A 17,987-nucleotide genomic window follows, 5' to 3' on the forward strand; every position below is an offset into this window, starting at 1 on the left:
TTCATTCCTTACGAATCAGTTGAATGTGGTTCTGGTTTGTCTTGATGTAGTTCTAACCACGTTTTCAATACCAGCGTTAATAGGGCTAAAAAAGCAAGCAATGAGGACACGGCAAACGCTGCGCTAAAGGTGTACTCGTTATATAAAATTTCGACATGAAGTGGCAGGGTATTGGTTTCACCACGGATGTGGCCAGAAACCACCGATACTGCACCAAACTCACCCATTGCGCGGGCATTACACAGAATCACGCCGTAAATCAAACCCCATTTAATGTTAGGCAGTGTCACTTTCCAAAAGGTTTGCCAGCCTGAAGCACCCAGTACAATCGCGGCTTCTTCTTCCTCTGTTCCTTGAGCTTCCATCAGTGGAATTAACTCACGTGCTACAAAAGGGACTGTAATAAAGATGGTTGCTAAAACAATTCCCGGTACGGCATATAAAACCTTAAAGTCATGATCCATTAACCAGCCACCAAACCAACCTTGTGCGCCAAAAATCAATACGATCATTAAACCTGCAATAACGGGTGAAACTGAAAAAGGCATATCAATGATGGTGGTTAAAATGGCCTTACCTCTAAACTGAAACTTAGAGACAGCCCATGCTGCGGCAACACCAAATATCACGTTAATCGGAACTGCAATTGCTGCGGTGAGTAAGGTCAATTTCACTGCTGATAACGTATCTGGATCAATCAAAGCTTGAACATAGACTTCAAGTCCTTGTTTAAATGCTTCTACAAACACCAGAATAAGTGGCAACATCAGGCAGCTTAAGAAGAAAATCAGAGCCACGGTAATGAGTGTGTAACGTACCCAAGTCGGTTCACGTGTCGCATCTCTGGATTGCAATTTAAGCGCGAGTGCATTGCTGTCAGTATGTAGGTTCATGTGATATTTCTCCCTGTACGACGGTTTGCCCACGCTTGAAGTAAATTAATGGCAAATAAAATAATAAAAGAGAGAACTAACATGACCGCAGCAATTGTTGTTGCACCTGCATAATCATATTCTTCAAGACGTGAAATGATCATGAGAGGAGCAATTTCTGTTTTAAACGGCTGGTTACCTGCAATAAAAATAACTGAACCATATTCACCGACACCGCGAGCAAATGCTAAAGCAAAGCCTGTAAATAGAGCTGGTAGTAATATCGGTAAAATAATTTTAGTAATTGTCTGCCAGCGATTTGCGCCAAGTGCCGAAGCTGCTTCTTCAAGTTCAGTTTCGATATCACTGAGTACAGGTTGAACTGTTCTTACAATGAATGGAATACCGATGAAGACCAATGCCAGCGTAATACCGATTGGACTATATGCGACCTGAATGCCTAAGGGTTCTAGATATTGTCCAATCCAGCCAGTAGGTGCATAGAGTGAAGTCAGTGCAATACCTGCAACTGCAGTTGGAAGGGCAAAAGGTAGATCGACTAATGCATCTACCAGACGTTTTCCGGGGAAGTTGTAACGTACAAGGCACCAAGCCAGAAGTAAGCCAAACACAACATTAATAAAGGCTGCGATTAAAGCTGAACTAAAGCTGAGCTGAAGCGATTTTAAAATACGTTCAGAGGTTAAAATTTCCCATAATCCGTCCCATCCAATTCCCAATGATTTGATAAAGACTGCGGCTAATGGAATAAGCACAATAAAAGAAACGTAGGCGAGGGTGAAGCCCAAAGATAGACCAAACCCAGGCAGCACTCGGGATCGCTGCGACATGATATTTCCTCAAAGAGAAAAGCCTGCTGAAACCAGTAAGCGAATAAATAAAGATAAACGGTGGGATATAAAGCTGGGTATTAAGCAAATTTCAAAGAGAAATGAGTTTTTACCGGGTCGATAGATGAGTGACTACACATCGAATCTTCTGGAATCAAATAATTCAGCAAATCTGGAAACGGGCCAAACCCTGAGGCAACATTAATATGACCAACTTCACCAAGGTTAACTGGATTTAACTTCCATGATTTCGCAAGTTGTAATGCATCAAAAAAACCAAGCCATGGATCATTTTCACTAATGAGTAGCGTTGTAGGCACATCAATTTTTAATTGATGAAAATACGCTTTGTAGTCGGTCAAACTATGACGAGCAAACCCTGCTTCCCCAAAGCGTGCTGGATTTGCTGGAGCGACCAAAATAAGTTTCTTAACTCGGTTTTTTAACTCTGGATGTTCAGCTAGAGCAGCAACACTTGTTAAGCAACCAAAGCTATGCGCAACAATTTGTACAGGAGCTGGGGCTGCTTGAACCGTTTTAACGAATTGCTCGATCCATTCACTTAGTACAGGTCTATCCCAGTTTTTTTGCTCAACACGAGAACTAGACACGAGTTTACGCTGCAACCAAGATTGCCAATGCTGATGTTCACTTCCACCTACACCTGGAACAATTACAGTATGAATCATGTCTGTTCTCCTTATCTTTAGTACAAAGAATTACTTCTCTGTACTATTGATTTTCACGATTTGATCGAAAACACCACCATTGTCGAAGTGTTTCTTTTGTACCTTCGTCCAACCACCAAACTCTTTATCGATAGTCACGAGTTTCAATGGCTTAAATACGTTGCTGTATTTCTTAAGAACGGCTGCATTACGCGGGCGGTAGAAGTTACGTGCTGCAATTTCTTGGCCAGCTGGTGAATACAAGTAGTTGAGATAACCTTTAGCAATAGTTAAATTGCCTTTTTTACTTGCATTCTTCTCTACAACTGCAACTGGAGGTTCAGCTAAAATCGAAAGAGACGGGGTAATAATTTCAAATTTACCCGGTTGTTCGCGAACAGCTAAATGAGCTTCATTTTCCCAAGCAAGTAACACATCACCAATGCCACGTTCAGCAAAAGTCGTGGTTGCGCCGCGTGCACCCGAATCTAGAACTTTAGTGTGTTTATAAATTTGGCGAACATACTCTTGTGCTTTAGCATCGTTACCACCTGGTTGATGTTTTGCCCAAGCCCAAGCTGCAAGATAATTCCAACGAGCACCACCTGAAGTTTTCGGGTTTGGCGTAATAATTTCTACACCTGGTTTGATTAAATCACCCCAGTCTTTAATTTGTTTTGGATTACCTTTACGCACTAAAAACACAATTGTTGAAGTGTACGGGGTAGAGTTTTGCGGTAACTTTTTCTGCCAGTCAGCTGGAAGTAATTTTGCTTTTTCAGCAATTTCATCAATATCTGCCGCAAGTGCTAATGTCACTACATCTGCATTTAAGCCATCAATTACCGCACGCGCCTGTTTACCAGAGCCACCGTGTGATTGTTTGAACTCAATATCTTGACCAGTACGTTGTTTCCAGTAAGTACCGAACTGTTTATTGAAATCTGTATATAACTCACGAGTAGGATCGTAAGAGACGTTTAAAAATTCTTGCGCTGCAAATGATGAAACAGACAGAAGTGCAGCGATAACCCCGACCTTTAATTGTGAAAAACGCATGAGATAAGTCCTCAAAAAATATGAAATGTTCAAAACATGAACGAAGAATAGCGCTAGTCTTTATTCTAAAAAAATAATAAAAAACGAATTTAATATGAAAAAAATAGAAATAGTAAAATGAGATAAACTAATCTTAAAACTTGATATAGAACAAGTTTCAAAAGTAGATACGAAATCGGTATAATTTTTTAAAATCAGTCATTTAATATTTAAATGAAAGGTGTTGTATTGTCGGGTCGTTTTAAGCATAGGATGGGTTAAACATGTGGTGTTTTAAAAATGGGCAACCTGTTGAAACCATTCCTTTACTGGATCGAGCATTTCATTATGGAGATGGGTGCTTTAGCACAATTCGTGTTTTTCAAAACAAGATTGAACTTAAAGAAAGACATTGGGAACGCCTAAAGCTTGCATGTCAAAAACTGTCTTTAACTGCGGATTTTGAACTCATAGAACAGAGCTTACAGCAATTACAAAAGCAGAATCTTGTGCTCAATGGCACTTTAAAAATTGTGATTAGTCGTGGGATAGGCGACCGTGGTTATAGCTTGCCAAAGCATGACGCGGATATTTATATCTGGTTTTATCCGAAAGTTTTAGAGCCATTTCAACCAGACTTTATGCAGTGTGGTGTTTTAAATCAGGCCTTAGGTTTAACTATGCCGAGTTTAGTTGGGCTTAAATCTTTAAACCGTCTTGAACAAGTATTGCTAAAAAAAGAAGCAGATCAACTAGGGTGGACTGAAGCATTAGTTACTGATGTACAAGGTTATATTGTTGAAGGGGTTAGTAGTAATTGTTTTATTCGTTTAAATGATAGATGGATTACTCCTGAACTTCGCTATAATGGCGTCCACGGTGTAATGCGGGCAGAAATTCTGGCGCGTATGCAGCACCATGGTATTGCCTGTGAAGTACGTGTAATTGAGTTAGATGAAGTATCTGAAATACAAAGTCTATTCTTTTGTAATGCTTTAAACCCTATGCGAGTGGCTACTCATTTAGGGGAGAAGACGCTAGAAACACAGGCATGCATAGATTTATTTCATATCCTTAACTTGAATCAGATTCATTAATATGCCGAAGCCACCTGTGAATGCGAAAGCAAAAAACGCCAAGAAAAATAACAAGAAACAAGCTCCAAAATTTTCTAAGCGACTGGTTTTAATTGGCCTGTTTATTGTCTTAATTTCTGCTTTTGCCATTTTATGGTCGAGTCTATTTAAAGCTTATCCTATTGAAGGCAAAAAACAGATGTTATCCATTACATCTGGTGAAACCTATTCTGGTTTTATTGATCGTTTGGCGAAAGAAGGCAAAGTTAGCTTTCCAGTGGTATTGAAGCTTTATCAGAAATTTATGATTCATGACAGCATGAAAGCTGGTGTGTATGAAATTGAACAGGGAATGAGTGTAAGAGAAGTATTAGAGATGTTATCTGATGCAGATAATGCTCAGATGAACCGTGTTTTGGTTATTGAAGGTACAACTTTTAAACAGCTTATTACTGCACTCAAAAATGATAAAAACGTAAAAAATACAATATTAGATTTACCAGATGATCAGCTGATGAAGGCGCTTGAGATTCCTTATGGACATCCTGAAGGTTTATTTGCACCTAATACTTATTTCTTTGCCAAAGGTGAAACAGATAAGAAAATTCTGACCGATTTATACCACCGTCAAATGAAAGCTCTAGATGCAGCTTGGGCAAATCGTGCGCCGAATTTACCTTATAAAGATAAATATGAAGCATTAATTATGGCTTCAATTGTTGAAAAAGAAACAAGTTTAGATAGTGAGCTTACACAAGTTTCAGGCGTTTTCGTTCGCCGTTTAAAAATTGGTATGCGTTTACAAACGGATCCAACTGTTATTTACGGTATGGGTGATAACTATAAAGGCAATATTACCCGAGAAGATCTCCGTACCCCAACAGCATATAATACCTATACTATTAATGGTTTGCCGCCAACTCCAATTGCTTTACCAAGCCAAAAAGCAATTGAAGCAGCGTTACATCCAGATGATTCAAATAACATCTATTTTGTAGCGACTGGCAATGGTGGGCATAAATTTACGGCAAGCTTGCAAGCGCATAATCAAGCGGTGCAAGAATACTTATCCGTGTTGAGATCGAAGAAATAAGGAAAAGAGATGTTTATTAGCTTTGAAGGCACGGAAGGGGTAGGTAAAACTACACTTATTCGAAAAATTCATCAGCATTTTGAAGAGCAAGGTAAACAAGTTGTTTTAACCCGTGAACCAGGCGGTACACCGCTAGCTGAACAAATACGTTCTATGCTTTTGGCAGTGAATCATGATGAAAATATGAGTCATGATACTGAGCTACTCTTAATTTATGCGGCACGTGCTCAACACTTACAACAAGTCATTTTGCCGGCTCTAGAGTCTAATAAAATTGTTTTAAGTGATCGTTTTACCGATGCAAGCTTTGCTTACCAATGTTCTGGTCGTGGTTTAAGCCAAGATAAATTACAGCTTTTAAATCAGAACTTTGTTTCGCGCATGCCTGAGGTGACTTTCTGGTTAGATGCACCGATTGAATTGGGTATGAACCGTGCACGCGAACGCGGAGCTTTAGACCGTTTTGAGCAAGAAAAATTAAGTTTTTTCACTAAGGTTCGTGAAGGCTATGAAACCTTATGGAAAGCTGAACCGGAACGTATTAAGCGAATAGATGCAACCCAAAGTCCTGATCAGGTGTTCGAACAGGCATTGCAATATTTAGGATAAGTAATTGGATGAGCCACTCTTATAAACTATGGGAGTGGTGAAAAATGACGTTAATTCTGATTTAAAACGTCATAGAAAATATCTGCTATTTTCTTATGCTATCTTACATATGATTTATAGATTGAAGAATAACAAGGATGAAAAGCTCAAAAGAAGAAATCGTGGCATTTCTTGAAAAGGAATTTCCACCAAGTCTTGAACATTGCACGATTGAATCAGTCACGCCCAAAGCAGCGGTTGTTTATTATCATGTCGATCAAAGACATCAACGACCCGGTGGCACCATATCTGGTCCAACCATGATGACTTTGGCAGACTTTGCTTTATATATTGCAATATTAGGTGAAATCGGCATTGTTGGTTTAGCTGTAACCACTAACTTTAATATTAATTTTTTAAGAAAACCCGCAGGTGATCAAGACTTGCGTAGTGAGTGTAAGCTCATGAAAGTCGGAAAGAGTCTTGTTGTGGGTGAGGTCTGGATTTATTCGGTCGGTTTGGATGAACCTGTTGCACATGTGACTGCGACTTATTCAATTCCACCTAAATCATAAATATCAAAGCAAATAAAAAGCACAGTCTGAACTGTGCTTTTTTTGTAGAAGGGCAGCTTAAATATCAGTATTAACCAATGGTTGTTCTACTGCAAAATTTGGAGGAGTTAAAACCGTTTTGCGAATCTCACTCGAAGTTTCTGGATAATCAAGCGTGTAATGTAGACCACGTGATTCTTTGCGTTGCATAGCACAGCGCACAATCATCTCAGATACTAAAACAAGGTTACGCAGCTCAATTAGGTTTTTGCTAACACGGTAGTCTTGATAATACTCAGTGATTTCACGCTTTAACATTTCAATACGGTGCAAAGCACGTTCTAAACGTTTTGTGGTTCTTACAATACCAACATAGTTCCACATAGTCGAACGTAACTCATCCCAGTTTTGTAAAATCACGACATCTTCATCTGGATTAGTTACTTGTGAGTCATCCCAAGTAGGTACTTCTGGTAATTTGAAGCTTTCATCAAATTTATTTTCGATATCTTTTGCTGCACTCATGCCATAAACGAAGCACTCGAGTAATGAGTTACTTGCCATACGGTTTGCGCCATGTAAACCTGTATAAGAGGTTTCACCAATCGCATATAGACCTTCAATATCGGTCTGACTATTTGAGTCAACCACCACACCACCACACGTATAGTGAGCTGCTGGTACTACTGGAATCATGTCTTTGGTAATGTCGATGCCAAGTTCTAATAAACGTGCATAAAGTGTAGGGAAGTGCTCTTTAATAAATTCAGGTGATTTGTGGGTAATGTCCAACCACACATGACGAATACCGAGGCGTTTAATTTCGTGGTCGATGGTACGTGCCACAATATCACGAGGAGCCAGTTCTGCACGATCATCAAAACGTAGCATAAAACGTTCACCATCAGGCAAGCGTAAGTAAGCACCTTCACCACGCATGGCTTCGGTAATTAAAAAAGAGCGTGCTTGAGGATGATACAGACAAGTTGGGTGGAACTGATTAAATTCCATATTGGCTACACGGCAACCTGCACGGAAGGCCATTGCAATACCATCACCTGTAGCAATATCTGGATTAGATGTGTACAGATAAGCTTTCATCGCACCGCCGCAAGCAAGCGCGGTAAATGGTGCAAGGAAGGTATGAACTTTTTCTGTATTTTCATCTAAAGCATACAAACCAATAGCGCGATTCGCTTGATCGACATGACCTAATTTATGCGAAGTAATTAAGTCAATCGCAATATAGTTTTCAAAAATAGTAATATTTTTACGTTCTTGGGCACGTTCAACCAATGTGGTTGAAATAGCTTTACCTGTTGCATCAGCTGAATGGATAATGCGGCGCTGTGAATGACCGCCTTCGCGGGTCAAATGAAGTTGTTCATCTTCATCTAGGGTGAACTGCACGCCTTGCTTTAAAAGAAAATCAACAGAAGGACGACCGCCTTCTACGGTATGTTGTACCGCATCCATTTCACATAAATGAGCACCTGCAATCATAGTGTCATTAATGTGCTGTTGAATAGAGTCAGTCTCATCAAGAACAGCAGCAACACCACCTTGAGCATAGAAGGTACTTGCTTCAGTTAAAGCAGCTTTAGCTAAAACTGCAATATTAAAATGATTTGGTAACGATAAAGCCAGACTTAAACCAGCACCGCCGCTGCCCACAATAATCACGTCAAAGTGGTGAATTGTCTGTAAATTAGGCATGTCCATTCGCAACAATTTTAAACGTCCGCTAATGACACCCCTTTTTATCTAAAAAGGCAAGAGCTTAAGCGCTCTAACTCAGAGAAAAATTGCAATTGGCTTAAAAAGTTGCAATGCGTAAAATAATGATTGTAAGGAAGCCTTACAAATAAACATATTGTTACGCACAACCCCAAAGCGTTGTGATACAACAGTTTTATTCTTATTCTCGTAGACCAATTGTGGGTGAGCACCGAATGAAATCTCGCTATTTACAACAAGGAATGTATGCAGCGGTATTTACAGTTGCTGCTGTTCAGGCAAATGCTGCTGTTGATTTTTCAAACCTCGTTGAACAAGTTAGTCCAGCAGTGGTGAGTGTAAACGTCGTAAAAAAAATGACTCAGGATGAACTATTGCAGCAGCAAGTCCCTGAAATTTTGAAACGTTTCTTTGGAAATCAGGTCATCATTCCACAGCAACAGGGTCCACAAGAAAAAACCGCATATGGCAGTGCATTCTTTATTAGTAAAGATGGTTACCTACTTACCAACCACCATGTGATTGAAAATGCCTCACGCATTAGTATTACTTTAAATGACCGCCGTGAAATTGATGCAACTGTAGTTGGTAGTGATGAGCGTACAGACGTTGCATTGTTAAAAGTGACTGGAAATAGCTATCCAGCTTTACGAGTAGGGAATGTTGACCGCTTACGAGTGGGAGAGCCAGTTTTAGCAATTGGTTCGCCATTTGGTTTTGACTACTCAGCTTCGGCAGGTATTGTCAGTGCTAAATCACGAAATATGAGTGGTGAAACTTCGGTACCATTTATTCAAACTGACGTTGCGCTAAACCCAGGTAACTCTGGTGGTCCATTGTTTAACCAAAATGGTGAAGTAGTCGGGGTAAACTCTCGAATATTTAGTGGTACTGGCGGCTATATGGGCTTGTCTTTTTCTATCCCGATTGACGTAGCGATGGATGTAGCCGAACAGCTTAAAACTAAAGGTAAGGTCACACGCTCTTATCTTGGTGTAATGATGCAAGACATTGACCGAAACCTTGCCGATGCTTACAAGTTACCAAAACCTGAAGGTGCTTTAATTACTCAAATTTCTCCGAACTCACCTGCACAAAAAGCAGGGCTTAGAGCCGGTGATGTGATTTTGAAATATAACGGTAATCCAGTACCACGTACCAGTGAATTGCTCTATGCATTAAACAAAGTACAGCCGAATCAAACTGTTCAGTTTGAAGTATTGCGTGATGATAAAACCCGTAATATTTCAGCAACTTTAACGACTGCCCCAGATGAAACACCTGCTACAGGTGCACAAAGTGCTGTATCTAAAGGCCCAGTTTTAGGCATAAGCATTCGTGATTTGGCTGAACCAGAAAAAAGTGCTTTAAGTGTGAAAGGTGGTATCTATGTACAAGATGTTCGCCGTGGTGGCTTAGCATCATTGTCAAATATCATTCCGGGTGATGTGATTATTCAAGTCAACAATAACCAGATTTTGAATAGTCAGGATTTTTCAAAAGTTGTTTCTAACTTGCAAAAAAATACGGTAGCACGTGTTGCAATTATCCGTCAGGGACAACGCGCTATGCTTGGCTTACGTATCCAGTAAACTTAAAAATAGACAATGAGCCACCCTAAATATGGGTGGTTTTTTGTTATTTATCTTGAGCGTATAGTGATATCTACCTACACTTATTTTAGTTTAAAAGTTAATACATAAGAGTGAATCTTTGTGAGTAGTATTTTTGATTTACATATTCAGGTGCAGCCACATCATATTGATGCTTTAGAGCATGTGAACAATGTGATGTATGTTCAGTGGATGCAAGATGTCGCCGCTGCTCATGTTGAAACCTTAGGAGTCGGGGTAACTAAATATCTTGAGCTAAAACATGCAATGGTCGCGGTTGAGCATCATGTGCAATATCGTAAAGCTGCATTTGAAGGCGAACAAATTGTATTACGCACATGGTTAGATGACATCAACGCTCTCTATTCGTTTCGCCAATATGTATTCTTCCGCCCATCAGATCAGGCTGTATTATTTGTTGGAAATACTAAATGGGCATGTATTGAAATTGCTACAGGACGTCCAAAACGAATGTCTCCAACTTTTACCCATGCATATAAGCCACTTGATTCAAGCATAAACCCTTATGATTTTACTGTTTCATATGCTTGATAACCTGAAGCAATATGCTCACTGTGCTTATCCTTGTTAAAACATATGTACAAAGCTCATGATTATTTTGGATACTTTAAAATATCCATCTGTTATAATCGCACGCAATTAATTTAACTGCTTTGGCTGTGTATTAAAACAAGCTACATAGCACTCTATATTTTCTCAAGGTAACCCATGGCGCAAGCTAAAAAATCCGTCGATATCAAAAATATACGAAATTTCTCGATTATTGCTCACATTGACCATGGTAAGTCTACATTGGCTGACCGTTTTATTCAGATGTGTGGTGGTCTACAAGATCGTGAAATGCAAGCTCAAGTCTTAGACTCAATGGAGCTTGAGCGCGAACGTGGGATTACCATTAAAGCCGCTTCTGTAACGCTATATTATACTCATCCTAATGGGCAGGAATATCAACTTAACTTTATTGATACTCCTGGACACGTAGACTTCTCGTATGAAGTTTCTCGTTCATTAGCTGCATGTGAAGGGGCGCTATTGGTTGTAGATGCTGCACAAGGTGTAGAAGCACAATCAGTTGCAAACTGTTATACCGCGATTGAACAAGGTCTCGAAGTTCTTCCTATTTTAAATAAAATTGATTTACCACAGGCTGAACCTGAACGTGTAATTCATGAAATTGAAGAAATTATCGGGATTGAAGCAACTGATGCACCAACCTGTTCAGCAAAAACTGGTTTGGGTGTTGAAGGTGTTTTAGAGCGTTTAGTCGATGTTATTCCATCACCTGAAGGCGATCGTGATGCTCCATTGCAAGCATTAATTATCGACTCATGGTTTGATAACTACTTAGGTGTAGTTTCTCTTGTACGTATTAAACAAGGTCGTATCCGTAAGGGCGACAAGATGTTGGTTAAATCGACAGGACAAACTCATCCAGTAACTTCAGTGGGTGTATTTAATCCTAAGCATACTGAAACAGATATTCTTGAAGCTGGTGAAGTAGGCTTTGTAATTGCGGGTATTAAAGATATTTTTGGTGCGCCAGTAGGTGACACTATTACTCTTGCTGCTACGCCTGATGTTGCAATTTTACCGGGTTTCAAAAAGGTTAAACCGCAGGTTTATGCTGGTCTTTTCCCGATTGATGCGAGCGATTTTGAGCCATTCCGTGAAGCGCTACAAAAATTGCAGATCAATGACTCGGCTTTATTCTTTGAACCAGAAAGCTCAGATGCATTAGGTTTTGGTTTCCGTTGTGGCTTCTTAGGAATGCTACACATGGAGATTGTACAAGAGCGTTTAGAGCGTGAGTATGATCTTGATCTCATCAGTTCTGCACCTACCGTAATTTATGAAGCATTAACCAAGAAGGGCGAAACGATTTATATCGATAGTCCATCAAAAATGCCAGACGGATCTACTGTAGAGGATTTGCGTGAACCGATTGCAGAGTGTCATATCCTTGTTCCGCAAGAGTACTTAGGCAATGTAATGACCCTTTGTATTGAACGCCGTGGTGTTCAAAAAGATATGAAATTCTTGGGTAATCAAGTTTCTATTACCTTTGAAATCCCGATGGCTGAAGTCGTTATGGATTTCTTTGATAAATTAAAATCATGTTCTCGTGGTTTTGCATCGCTTGACTATAACTTTGTGCGTTTCGAAAGTTCAGCTTTAGTTAAGGTTGATGTATTAATTAATAGTGACAAGGTTGATGCCTTGGCTATGATTTGTCACCGTAATGACGCGCGTCATCGTGGTATTGCATTGGTTGAGAAAATGAAAGATTTGATTCCTCGCCAAATGTACGACGTTGCTATTCAAGCGGCTATCGGTGCACAAATTATTGCTCGTTCTACTGTAAAAGCGATGCGTAAAAACGTATTAGCAAAATGTTATGGTGGTGACGTTTCACGTAAGAAAAAACTACTTTCTAAGCAAAAAGAAGGTAAGAAACGTATGAAACAAGTGGGAAGTGTTGAAATTCCACAAGAAGCGTTCTTGGCTGTATTGAAAGTAGAAAGATAAGAAATGAAGGTAGGGGGAAGTAAGATATTGCTTTTCCCTACCTTAAGAAAAGCAGCTAGGCTGCGAGTGAGGTCGTGTGGATTTTGATTTTAATTTAATTCTTGTTCCAGTTACGCTGATTCTATTTGCAGTGTGGTTGTTAGATAAATTTGTATTCAAACAGCGTGCAAATAAAGGGCGCGGGAACGAAAATTTTGTTATTACATGGGCCTATGACTTTTGGCCAGTTTTAGCTGTAGTACTTGTACTTCGTTCATTCCTTTACGAACCATTTAATATTCCATCAGACTCTATGGTACCCACTTTAGAAACTGGTGATTTTATTTTGGTTAATAAATTTGATTATGGTGTGCGTTTACCTATCGTTAATAAGAAAATTATTGATGTTGGAGAACCAAAGCGTGGTGATGTGATTGTATTCCGTTATCCACCTCAACCTACCATCAGTTATATTAAACGTGTAATTGGTTTGCCAGGCGATCATCTTGTTTATGATCATGGACAATTGATTATTAACGGACAAAAAGTACCAAAAGTATTAACACAGTTTAGTCGCGAAAAAGACGTGTTAGATACTCCAACGTCTATTTATCATAAAGAGACGATTGGTGAGCATACCTTTACAATGCGTGAACTTGAAGGCGTAAATGTGGCGCGTCAAGCACCATTTATCAACTATGTTGAAAATGGTAAATATGCAAACCAGGACGGTTTATATTGGGAAGTGACTGTTCCAAAAGGACATTACTTTGCAATGGGGGATAACCGTGATCAAAGTGCAGACAGTCGTTTCTGGGGCTTCGTTCCTGAAGAAAATTTAACAGGGCGAGCATTTTACGTATGGATGCATAAAGAACCGGGCTTACATCTTCCTAACTTTGGCCGAAATGGAAAAATAGATTAAAAACAACCATTAGGAAAAAAGAAATGCGTAAGGCACAACAAGGTACTTCGTATTTAGCAATTTTATTTGGGGTGGTTATATTTGCAATTGCAGTAAAAGCTGTACTTGCAGTTTGGCCAGCATATTGGGATGATCGATTGATTAATAATCAAATGGAAGAGCTTTTACAAGAAAGCTCTTCTGACATCACCCCGCAGAAGTTTATGACACAAATGGATCAGCGACTGGAAATGAACAATATTCGTGATCTTCATTTTAAAGAGATTGCGCAAGTGTTTAATGAGTCTGGTCTAAAAGTCCAAAAGAAATATGAGGTAAGAAAACCCTTCTTATCAAATATTGATTTAGTTTTAACATTTGAGAAGAGTTTTGATAAAACATCAGTTCAAACTAAGTGATCCTCGCTTATTGAGTCGAATCGGATATCAATTCAAGCAGCTTGAATTGTTACAGTTAGCTTTGACTCATCGTTCGGTGAGTCATAAATACAATTACGAGCGCTTGGAATTTTTAGGTGATTCACTATTAGGCATGATTGTTGCCAATTATCTATATCATGCCTATCCAAATGAAAATGAAGGTCGCTTAACGCGTATGCGAGCGACTTTAGTTCGTCAGGAAGCTTTAGGTAAGATTGCAACCGATTTGCAACTTAGTCGGTGTTTAATATTAAGTACGGGCGAATTGAAATCAGGTGGTCATCATCGTGAGTCAATATTGGCTGATACGGTAGAAGCGATTATTGGTGCAATTTATATTGATAGTGGTGATCTCAACTTACTTACCGATATTGTGCTAAAATGGTATGTACCCTATTTAGACCATATTGAACCTACGGATCAACTTAAAGACCCGAAATCACGTTTACAAGAGTATCTACAAGCACGTAAAAAACCTCTCCCTGTTTACGAGGTTGTAGATATTCAGGGTGATGCACCTCACCAGCACTTTAAGGTTGAATGTTTGATAGATGGTTTATCAAGGATTTATGGTGAGGGTTCAAGTCGTCGTTTTGCCGAGCAGGCAGCAGCGGCGGAAATTTTAAAGTTATTGGAGCAATAACCTGCATGTCGATGCATTCTGATCAAATCAATCCAGATTCAAATGATAACCAAGATCCTAATAATCTGATTGATCAATTTTTTAGTTCCAAAGGCGTAACAATTCCTTCGGATTTTAAGAGCGGATTTGTGGCGATTGTAGGACGTCCAAATGTGGGTAAATCTACCCTCATGAACCATTTGCTAGGTCAAAAGCTCTCTATTACTTCGCGTAAACCTCAAACAACACGTCATAAAATTATTGGTATTGATTCGCGTGAAAAAATGCAGGCGGTATATGTAGATACCCCAGGTATGCATAAAAAAGAAGTGCGCGCTATTAATAAAATGATGAACCGTGCAGCTCATTCTGCATTACGCGACGTTAATTTGGTCTTATTTGTTATTGATGCTTATAAGTGGACACCAAATGACGACTTAGTGCTTGAAAAGCTCAAGAATGCTGAAATGCCAGTTATTTTGGTGATTAACAAGGTTGATACTTTTGAAGAGAAAAGAGATATTCTTCCTTTAATTCAAGAGCGTGCCAAGCTTATGAATTTTGCCGAGATCGTTCCTGTATCTGCGTTACGCGGAGCAAATCTGGAACACTTGAGCGAAACGATTGAGAAGTATCTTCCTTATCAAGCACCTTTGTATTCATTTGATCAGATTACTGACCGTTCTGAACGCTTTTTAGCTAGCGAAATTATTCGTGAAAAAATTATGCGTCAGTTAGGTGAAGAACTACCTTATGATTTAACAGTACAAATTGAATCTTTCAAAACGGAAGAAGAAGCTGTTAATGAAAAAACGGGTCGTTTAAAGCCAGCTTGTACTTATATTGATGCAACGATTTTTGTAGATCGTGCGGGCCAAAAAGCGATTGTGATTGGTGAAAAAGGTGCCAAGCTTAAAACAATCGGTATGGATGCCCGAAAAGATATGGAAAGGATGTTTGAGCAAAAAATTATGCTCACACTTTGGGTAAAAGTGAAGGGTGGCTGGTCTGATGATGAGCGTGCTTTAAAAAGCTTAGGATATAGTGATATCTAAAGGATAAGGATACTGGTATGAAAACAATTACATCATTGGTCGCTATAATTGGATGTACATTGATGTTACAAGGTTGTATATATAAGCTTGTAACCGTACCAGTAGGTATCGCCTACAAAACTACAAAAGGTGTTGTTAAAGGTACAGCAGCTGTTGTAGGGGCGGTAATTCCTGACGGTGATGATGAGGATGATAAAAAAGAAAAAGAATCTGAGGAATAGTTTCTTTTTATGATGCGCAATGAAGTCCTCCACGGATATATGATACATCACCGTAAGTATCGTGAAAAAAGTCATATTGTGCATCTTTTTACTCAGGAGTATGGGCGAGTCGATGGTATTTTAAGACAGACTCCGCCCCCTCAGTATCAGCCTATCCGCTTGCAAGCCACGGGTAAAAGCGAACTGAAAAACTTTACAAAGCTAGAGATTTTAAATCAGCCCGTTTTCTTTTTTGGTGATGCTTTTTTTGCCGGATTTTATTTAAATGAAGTTGTTCTTAGACTTTGTCCGTTAGAAGAGACAATGCCACAAACGTTTGAGCAATATCAGTTAACGTTACTTCAATTACAACAATTATCTTCACACGAAAATCCTGACCTTTTTCTTAGGCAGATTTTGCGCCAGTTCGAGCATGTTTTACTTCCTGAACTTGGATACGCGATTGATTTCTCAATTGATACCCAACAACAGCCGATTCAGGCTCATCAGTTTTATCAATTTCAAGTGACAGAAGGTTTCGCTCCTATTGTGCAGGCGAGTCGTTCTTCTTTGTCTGGGAAAGCGATTTTGTCTATGTTGGATTATGAGCAAGGGCAGGATTTTTCTCTCGAACAATTGCAATTATTAGGTAAACTATACCGTCAAATGATTACATCGCTTTTAGGTGATCGTCCCCTAAAAAGTCGACAATTGTGGATTCAAAACACTCAAACTCAATCGTAATTAGGATTTATTTATGGCTGCATTGCTTGGTGTAAACATAGACCATGTTGCTACTTTAAGACAGGCGCGCGGTACTACTTATCCCGACCCTGTAGAAGCTGCTCTCATTTGTGAACAAGCTGGTGCAGAAGGGATTACCTTGCATTTGCGTGAAGACCGCAGACATATTCAAGATGATGATGTACGCCGCATGCGTCCATTGTTAAAAACACGTATGAATCTTGAGTTGGCTGTTACTGATGAAATGGTCGAGTTTGCAAAAGAAATTCAGCCACAGCATGTTTGCTTTGTTCCCGAAAGACGTCAAGAAGTAACAACTGAAGGTGGGTTAGATGTAGTAGGTAACTTCGAAAAAGTTAAAGCTGCAACTCAAACCTTAGCTGCTATTGGTTGCGACGTATCATTATTTATTGATGCCGATTTAGCTCAAATTGATGCGGCAGTTGCATGTGGCGCACCTACGATTGAGTTGCACACAGGTGCATATGCAGATGCTGCAACAGAGCAAGATCAACAGGCTGAGTTGGCACGTATTATCAAAGGTGTTGAATACGCAGCTTCAAAAGGTTTGGTTGTAAATGCTGGTCATGGCCTTAACCTTAAAAATATTGCTCCAATTGCTGCTATCTCACAAATTCACGAGTTAAACATTGGGCATTCGATTATTGCTGATAGCATTTTTGTAGGTCTGGTCCAAGCTGTTAAAGATATGAAAGCAGCAATTCAGGTGGCAGGTTAATCGGTTATGTCGAGTATCAATTACGATGAATTAATGCAACCTGTCTTGGCTTTTTTAGGCTGTCAAACGCCAAAAGCATGGTTAGATGAGGCAATCAATAATCTAGATATTTTGATGCAAGATCATGCTAATTGTGAAAAAAAAGCAGCTAGTACAGCAATGAACTTAATGTTCCGTTATAGCTTTTTCCCGGATTTGCAAGTAAAGCTTGCACAACTGGTACGGGAAGAAATGCTCCATTATGAACAAGTGCTTGAGCTTATGGCCAAGCGTGGCCAGAAATGGGATGGTTTAAGTGCTGGGCGCTATGCTGGTGGGTTGCGTAAAGAGATTCGTACTTATGAACCTGAAGCTTTAATTGATGTACTTGTGGTAGGTGCTTTTGTTGAAGCTCGCTCATGCGAGCGTTTTCACGCACTTGCTCCACGTGTAGATGATGAGTTAGGACGCTATTATCGCTATTTACTTAAGTCAGAGTCTCGTCATTTTGAAGACTACTTGGCACTTGCACTTGATGTTGCAAAAAATGCAAAAATGAAAAATCCTAAAGAGGATATTCAGCAGCGCATTGAGCATATTCGTGAGGTTGAAAAGAATCTGATTTTAACGCCTGATGATACCTTCCGTTTTCACAGTGGCATACCTGCATAATATTAGAAGTTTTAAA

20 protein-coding genes are annotated in these 17,987 nt (G+C 39.5%); 15 read left to right on the forward strand and 5 right to left on the reverse strand.

The features are described 5' to 3' along the window. Positions 1–8: 8 nt before the first annotated feature. The 4 genes from cysW to NL42_RS07185 all read right to left on the reverse strand — a co-directional run bounded on the left by cysW (position 9) and on the right by NL42_RS07185 (position 3,450). On the reverse strand, positions 9–893 hold the full coding sequence (cysW, locus tag NL42_RS07170; RefSeq protein WP_461312260.1) for a sulfate ABC transporter permease subunit CysW: 885 nt from the start codon (positions 891–893) through the stop codon (positions 9–11). After that, positions 890–1,723: a sulfate ABC transporter permease subunit CysT gene (gene cysT, locus NL42_RS07175; protein WP_461312261.1), complete on the reverse strand. Its 834-nt coding sequence runs from the start codon at positions 1,721–1,723 to the stop codon at positions 890–892. Before cysT ends, cysW begins: the two co-directional genes overlap by 4 nt. Positions 1,724–1,803: 80 nt before the next feature. After that, positions 1,804–2,412 (reverse strand): RBBP9/YdeN family alpha/beta hydrolase, encoded by a 609-nt coding sequence (locus NL42_RS07180; protein ID WP_461312262.1) that lies wholly within the window; start codon positions 2,410–2,412, stop codon positions 1,804–1,806. A gap of 30 nt (positions 2,413–2,442) precedes the next feature. Next, positions 2,443–3,450 (reverse strand): sulfate ABC transporter substrate-binding protein, encoded by a 1,008-nt coding sequence (locus tag NL42_RS07185; protein WP_446089781.1) that lies wholly within the window; start codon positions 3,448–3,450, stop codon positions 2,443–2,445. A gap of 263 nt (positions 3,451–3,713) precedes the next feature. On the opposite strand from NL42_RS07185, the gene pabC reads away from it, so the two are divergent. From pabC to NL42_RS07205, 4 genes are all read left to right on the forward strand, one after another. Next, on the forward strand, positions 3,714–4,526 hold the full coding sequence (pabC, locus tag NL42_RS07190) for an aminodeoxychorismate lyase (protein ID WP_461312263.1): 813 nt from the start codon (positions 3,714–3,716) through the stop codon (positions 4,524–4,526). Position 4,527: 1 nt separating this feature from the next. Next, entirely contained in the window at positions 4,528–5,598 is a 1,071-nt protein-coding gene (gene mltG, locus NL42_RS07195) for an endolytic transglycosylase MltG (protein ID WP_461312264.1), read from the forward strand. A 9-nt stretch (positions 5,599–5,607) separates the two neighbouring features. Then, a complete protein-coding gene (gene tmk, locus NL42_RS07200; protein WP_057106502.1) occupies positions 5,608–6,207 on the forward strand; it encodes a dTMP kinase in 600 nt (199 codons plus the stop codon). Between the two features lie 137 nt (positions 6,208–6,344). Further along, positions 6,345–6,761 (forward strand): PaaI family thioesterase, encoded by a 417-nt coding sequence (locus NL42_RS07205; protein WP_016137371.1) that lies wholly within the window; start codon positions 6,345–6,347, stop codon positions 6,759–6,761. 57 nt (positions 6,762–6,818) lie between these two features. Here NL42_RS07205 and nadB read toward each other — a convergent pair whose 3' ends face one another. Then, entirely contained in the window at positions 6,819–8,462 is a 1,644-nt protein-coding gene (gene nadB, locus NL42_RS07210) for an L-aspartate oxidase (protein WP_461312265.1), read from the reverse strand. 230 nt (positions 8,463–8,692) lie between these two features. Here nadB and NL42_RS07215 point away from each other — a divergent pair, with 230 nt between their 5' ends. From NL42_RS07215 to NL42_RS07265, 11 genes are all read left to right on the forward strand, one after another. Then, entirely contained in the window at positions 8,693–10,069 is a 1,377-nt protein-coding gene (locus NL42_RS07215; protein ID WP_016137373.1) for a Do family serine endopeptidase, read from the forward strand. 123 nt (positions 10,070–10,192) lie between these two features. After that, positions 10,193–10,642 carry an acyl-CoA thioesterase gene (locus NL42_RS07220; protein WP_461312266.1) on the forward strand — a complete coding sequence of 150 codons (450 nt, stop codon included), beginning with the start codon at positions 10,193–10,195 and terminating at the stop codon, positions 10,640–10,642. Positions 10,643–10,819: 177 nt separating this feature from the next. Then, positions 10,820–12,637, forward strand: coding sequence for a translation elongation factor 4 (lepA, locus tag NL42_RS07225; protein WP_075431500.1), 1,818 nt, complete (start codon positions 10,820–10,822; stop codon positions 12,635–12,637). A gap of 76 nt (positions 12,638–12,713) precedes the next feature. Next, on the forward strand, positions 12,714–13,541 hold the full coding sequence (gene lepB, locus NL42_RS07230) for a signal peptidase I (RefSeq protein ID WP_005038901.1): 828 nt from the start codon (positions 12,714–12,716) through the stop codon (positions 13,539–13,541). Positions 13,542–13,564: 23 nt separating this feature from the next. Next, the gene (locus NL42_RS07235) at positions 13,565–13,939 is read left to right on the forward strand and encodes a DUF4845 domain-containing protein (protein WP_461312267.1); all 375 of its coding nucleotides are present in this window, start codon (positions 13,565–13,567) and stop codon (positions 13,937–13,939) included. Then, the gene (gene rnc / locus NL42_RS07240; protein ID WP_016137378.1) at positions 13,911–14,603 is read left to right on the forward strand and encodes a ribonuclease III; all 693 of its coding nucleotides are present in this window, start codon (positions 13,911–13,913) and stop codon (positions 14,601–14,603) included. The genes NL42_RS07235 and rnc overlap by 29 nt, the downstream gene beginning before the upstream one ends. Before the next feature lie 11 nt (positions 14,604–14,614). Continuing rightward, the gene (era, locus tag NL42_RS07245; RefSeq protein WP_080645664.1) at positions 14,615–15,637 is read left to right on the forward strand and encodes a GTPase Era; all 1,023 of its coding nucleotides are present in this window, start codon (positions 14,615–14,617) and stop codon (positions 15,635–15,637) included. 17 nt (positions 15,638–15,654) lie between these two features. Then, positions 15,655–15,858: an NF038104 family lipoprotein gene (locus NL42_RS07250; protein WP_042898103.1), complete on the forward strand. Its 204-nt coding sequence runs from the start codon at positions 15,655–15,657 to the stop codon at positions 15,856–15,858. 9 nt (positions 15,859–15,867) lie between these two features. Continuing rightward, a complete protein-coding gene (gene recO / locus NL42_RS07255; RefSeq protein ID WP_461312268.1) occupies positions 15,868–16,581 on the forward strand; it encodes a DNA repair protein RecO in 714 nt (237 codons plus the stop codon). Between the two features lie 13 nt (positions 16,582–16,594). After that, positions 16,595–17,320 carry a pyridoxine 5'-phosphate synthase gene (pdxJ, locus tag NL42_RS07260; RefSeq protein WP_016137382.1) on the forward strand — a complete coding sequence of 242 codons (726 nt, stop codon included), beginning with the start codon at positions 16,595–16,597 and terminating at the stop codon, positions 17,318–17,320. Positions 17,321–17,326: 6 nt separating this feature from the next. Beyond that, a complete protein-coding gene (locus NL42_RS07265; protein ID WP_461312269.1) occupies positions 17,327–17,971 on the forward strand; it encodes a MiaE family protein in 645 nt (214 codons plus the stop codon). The last annotated feature ends 16 nt before the right edge of the window (positions 17,972–17,987 follow it).

Source organism: Acinetobacter sp. GN11, from assembly GCF_054823985.1.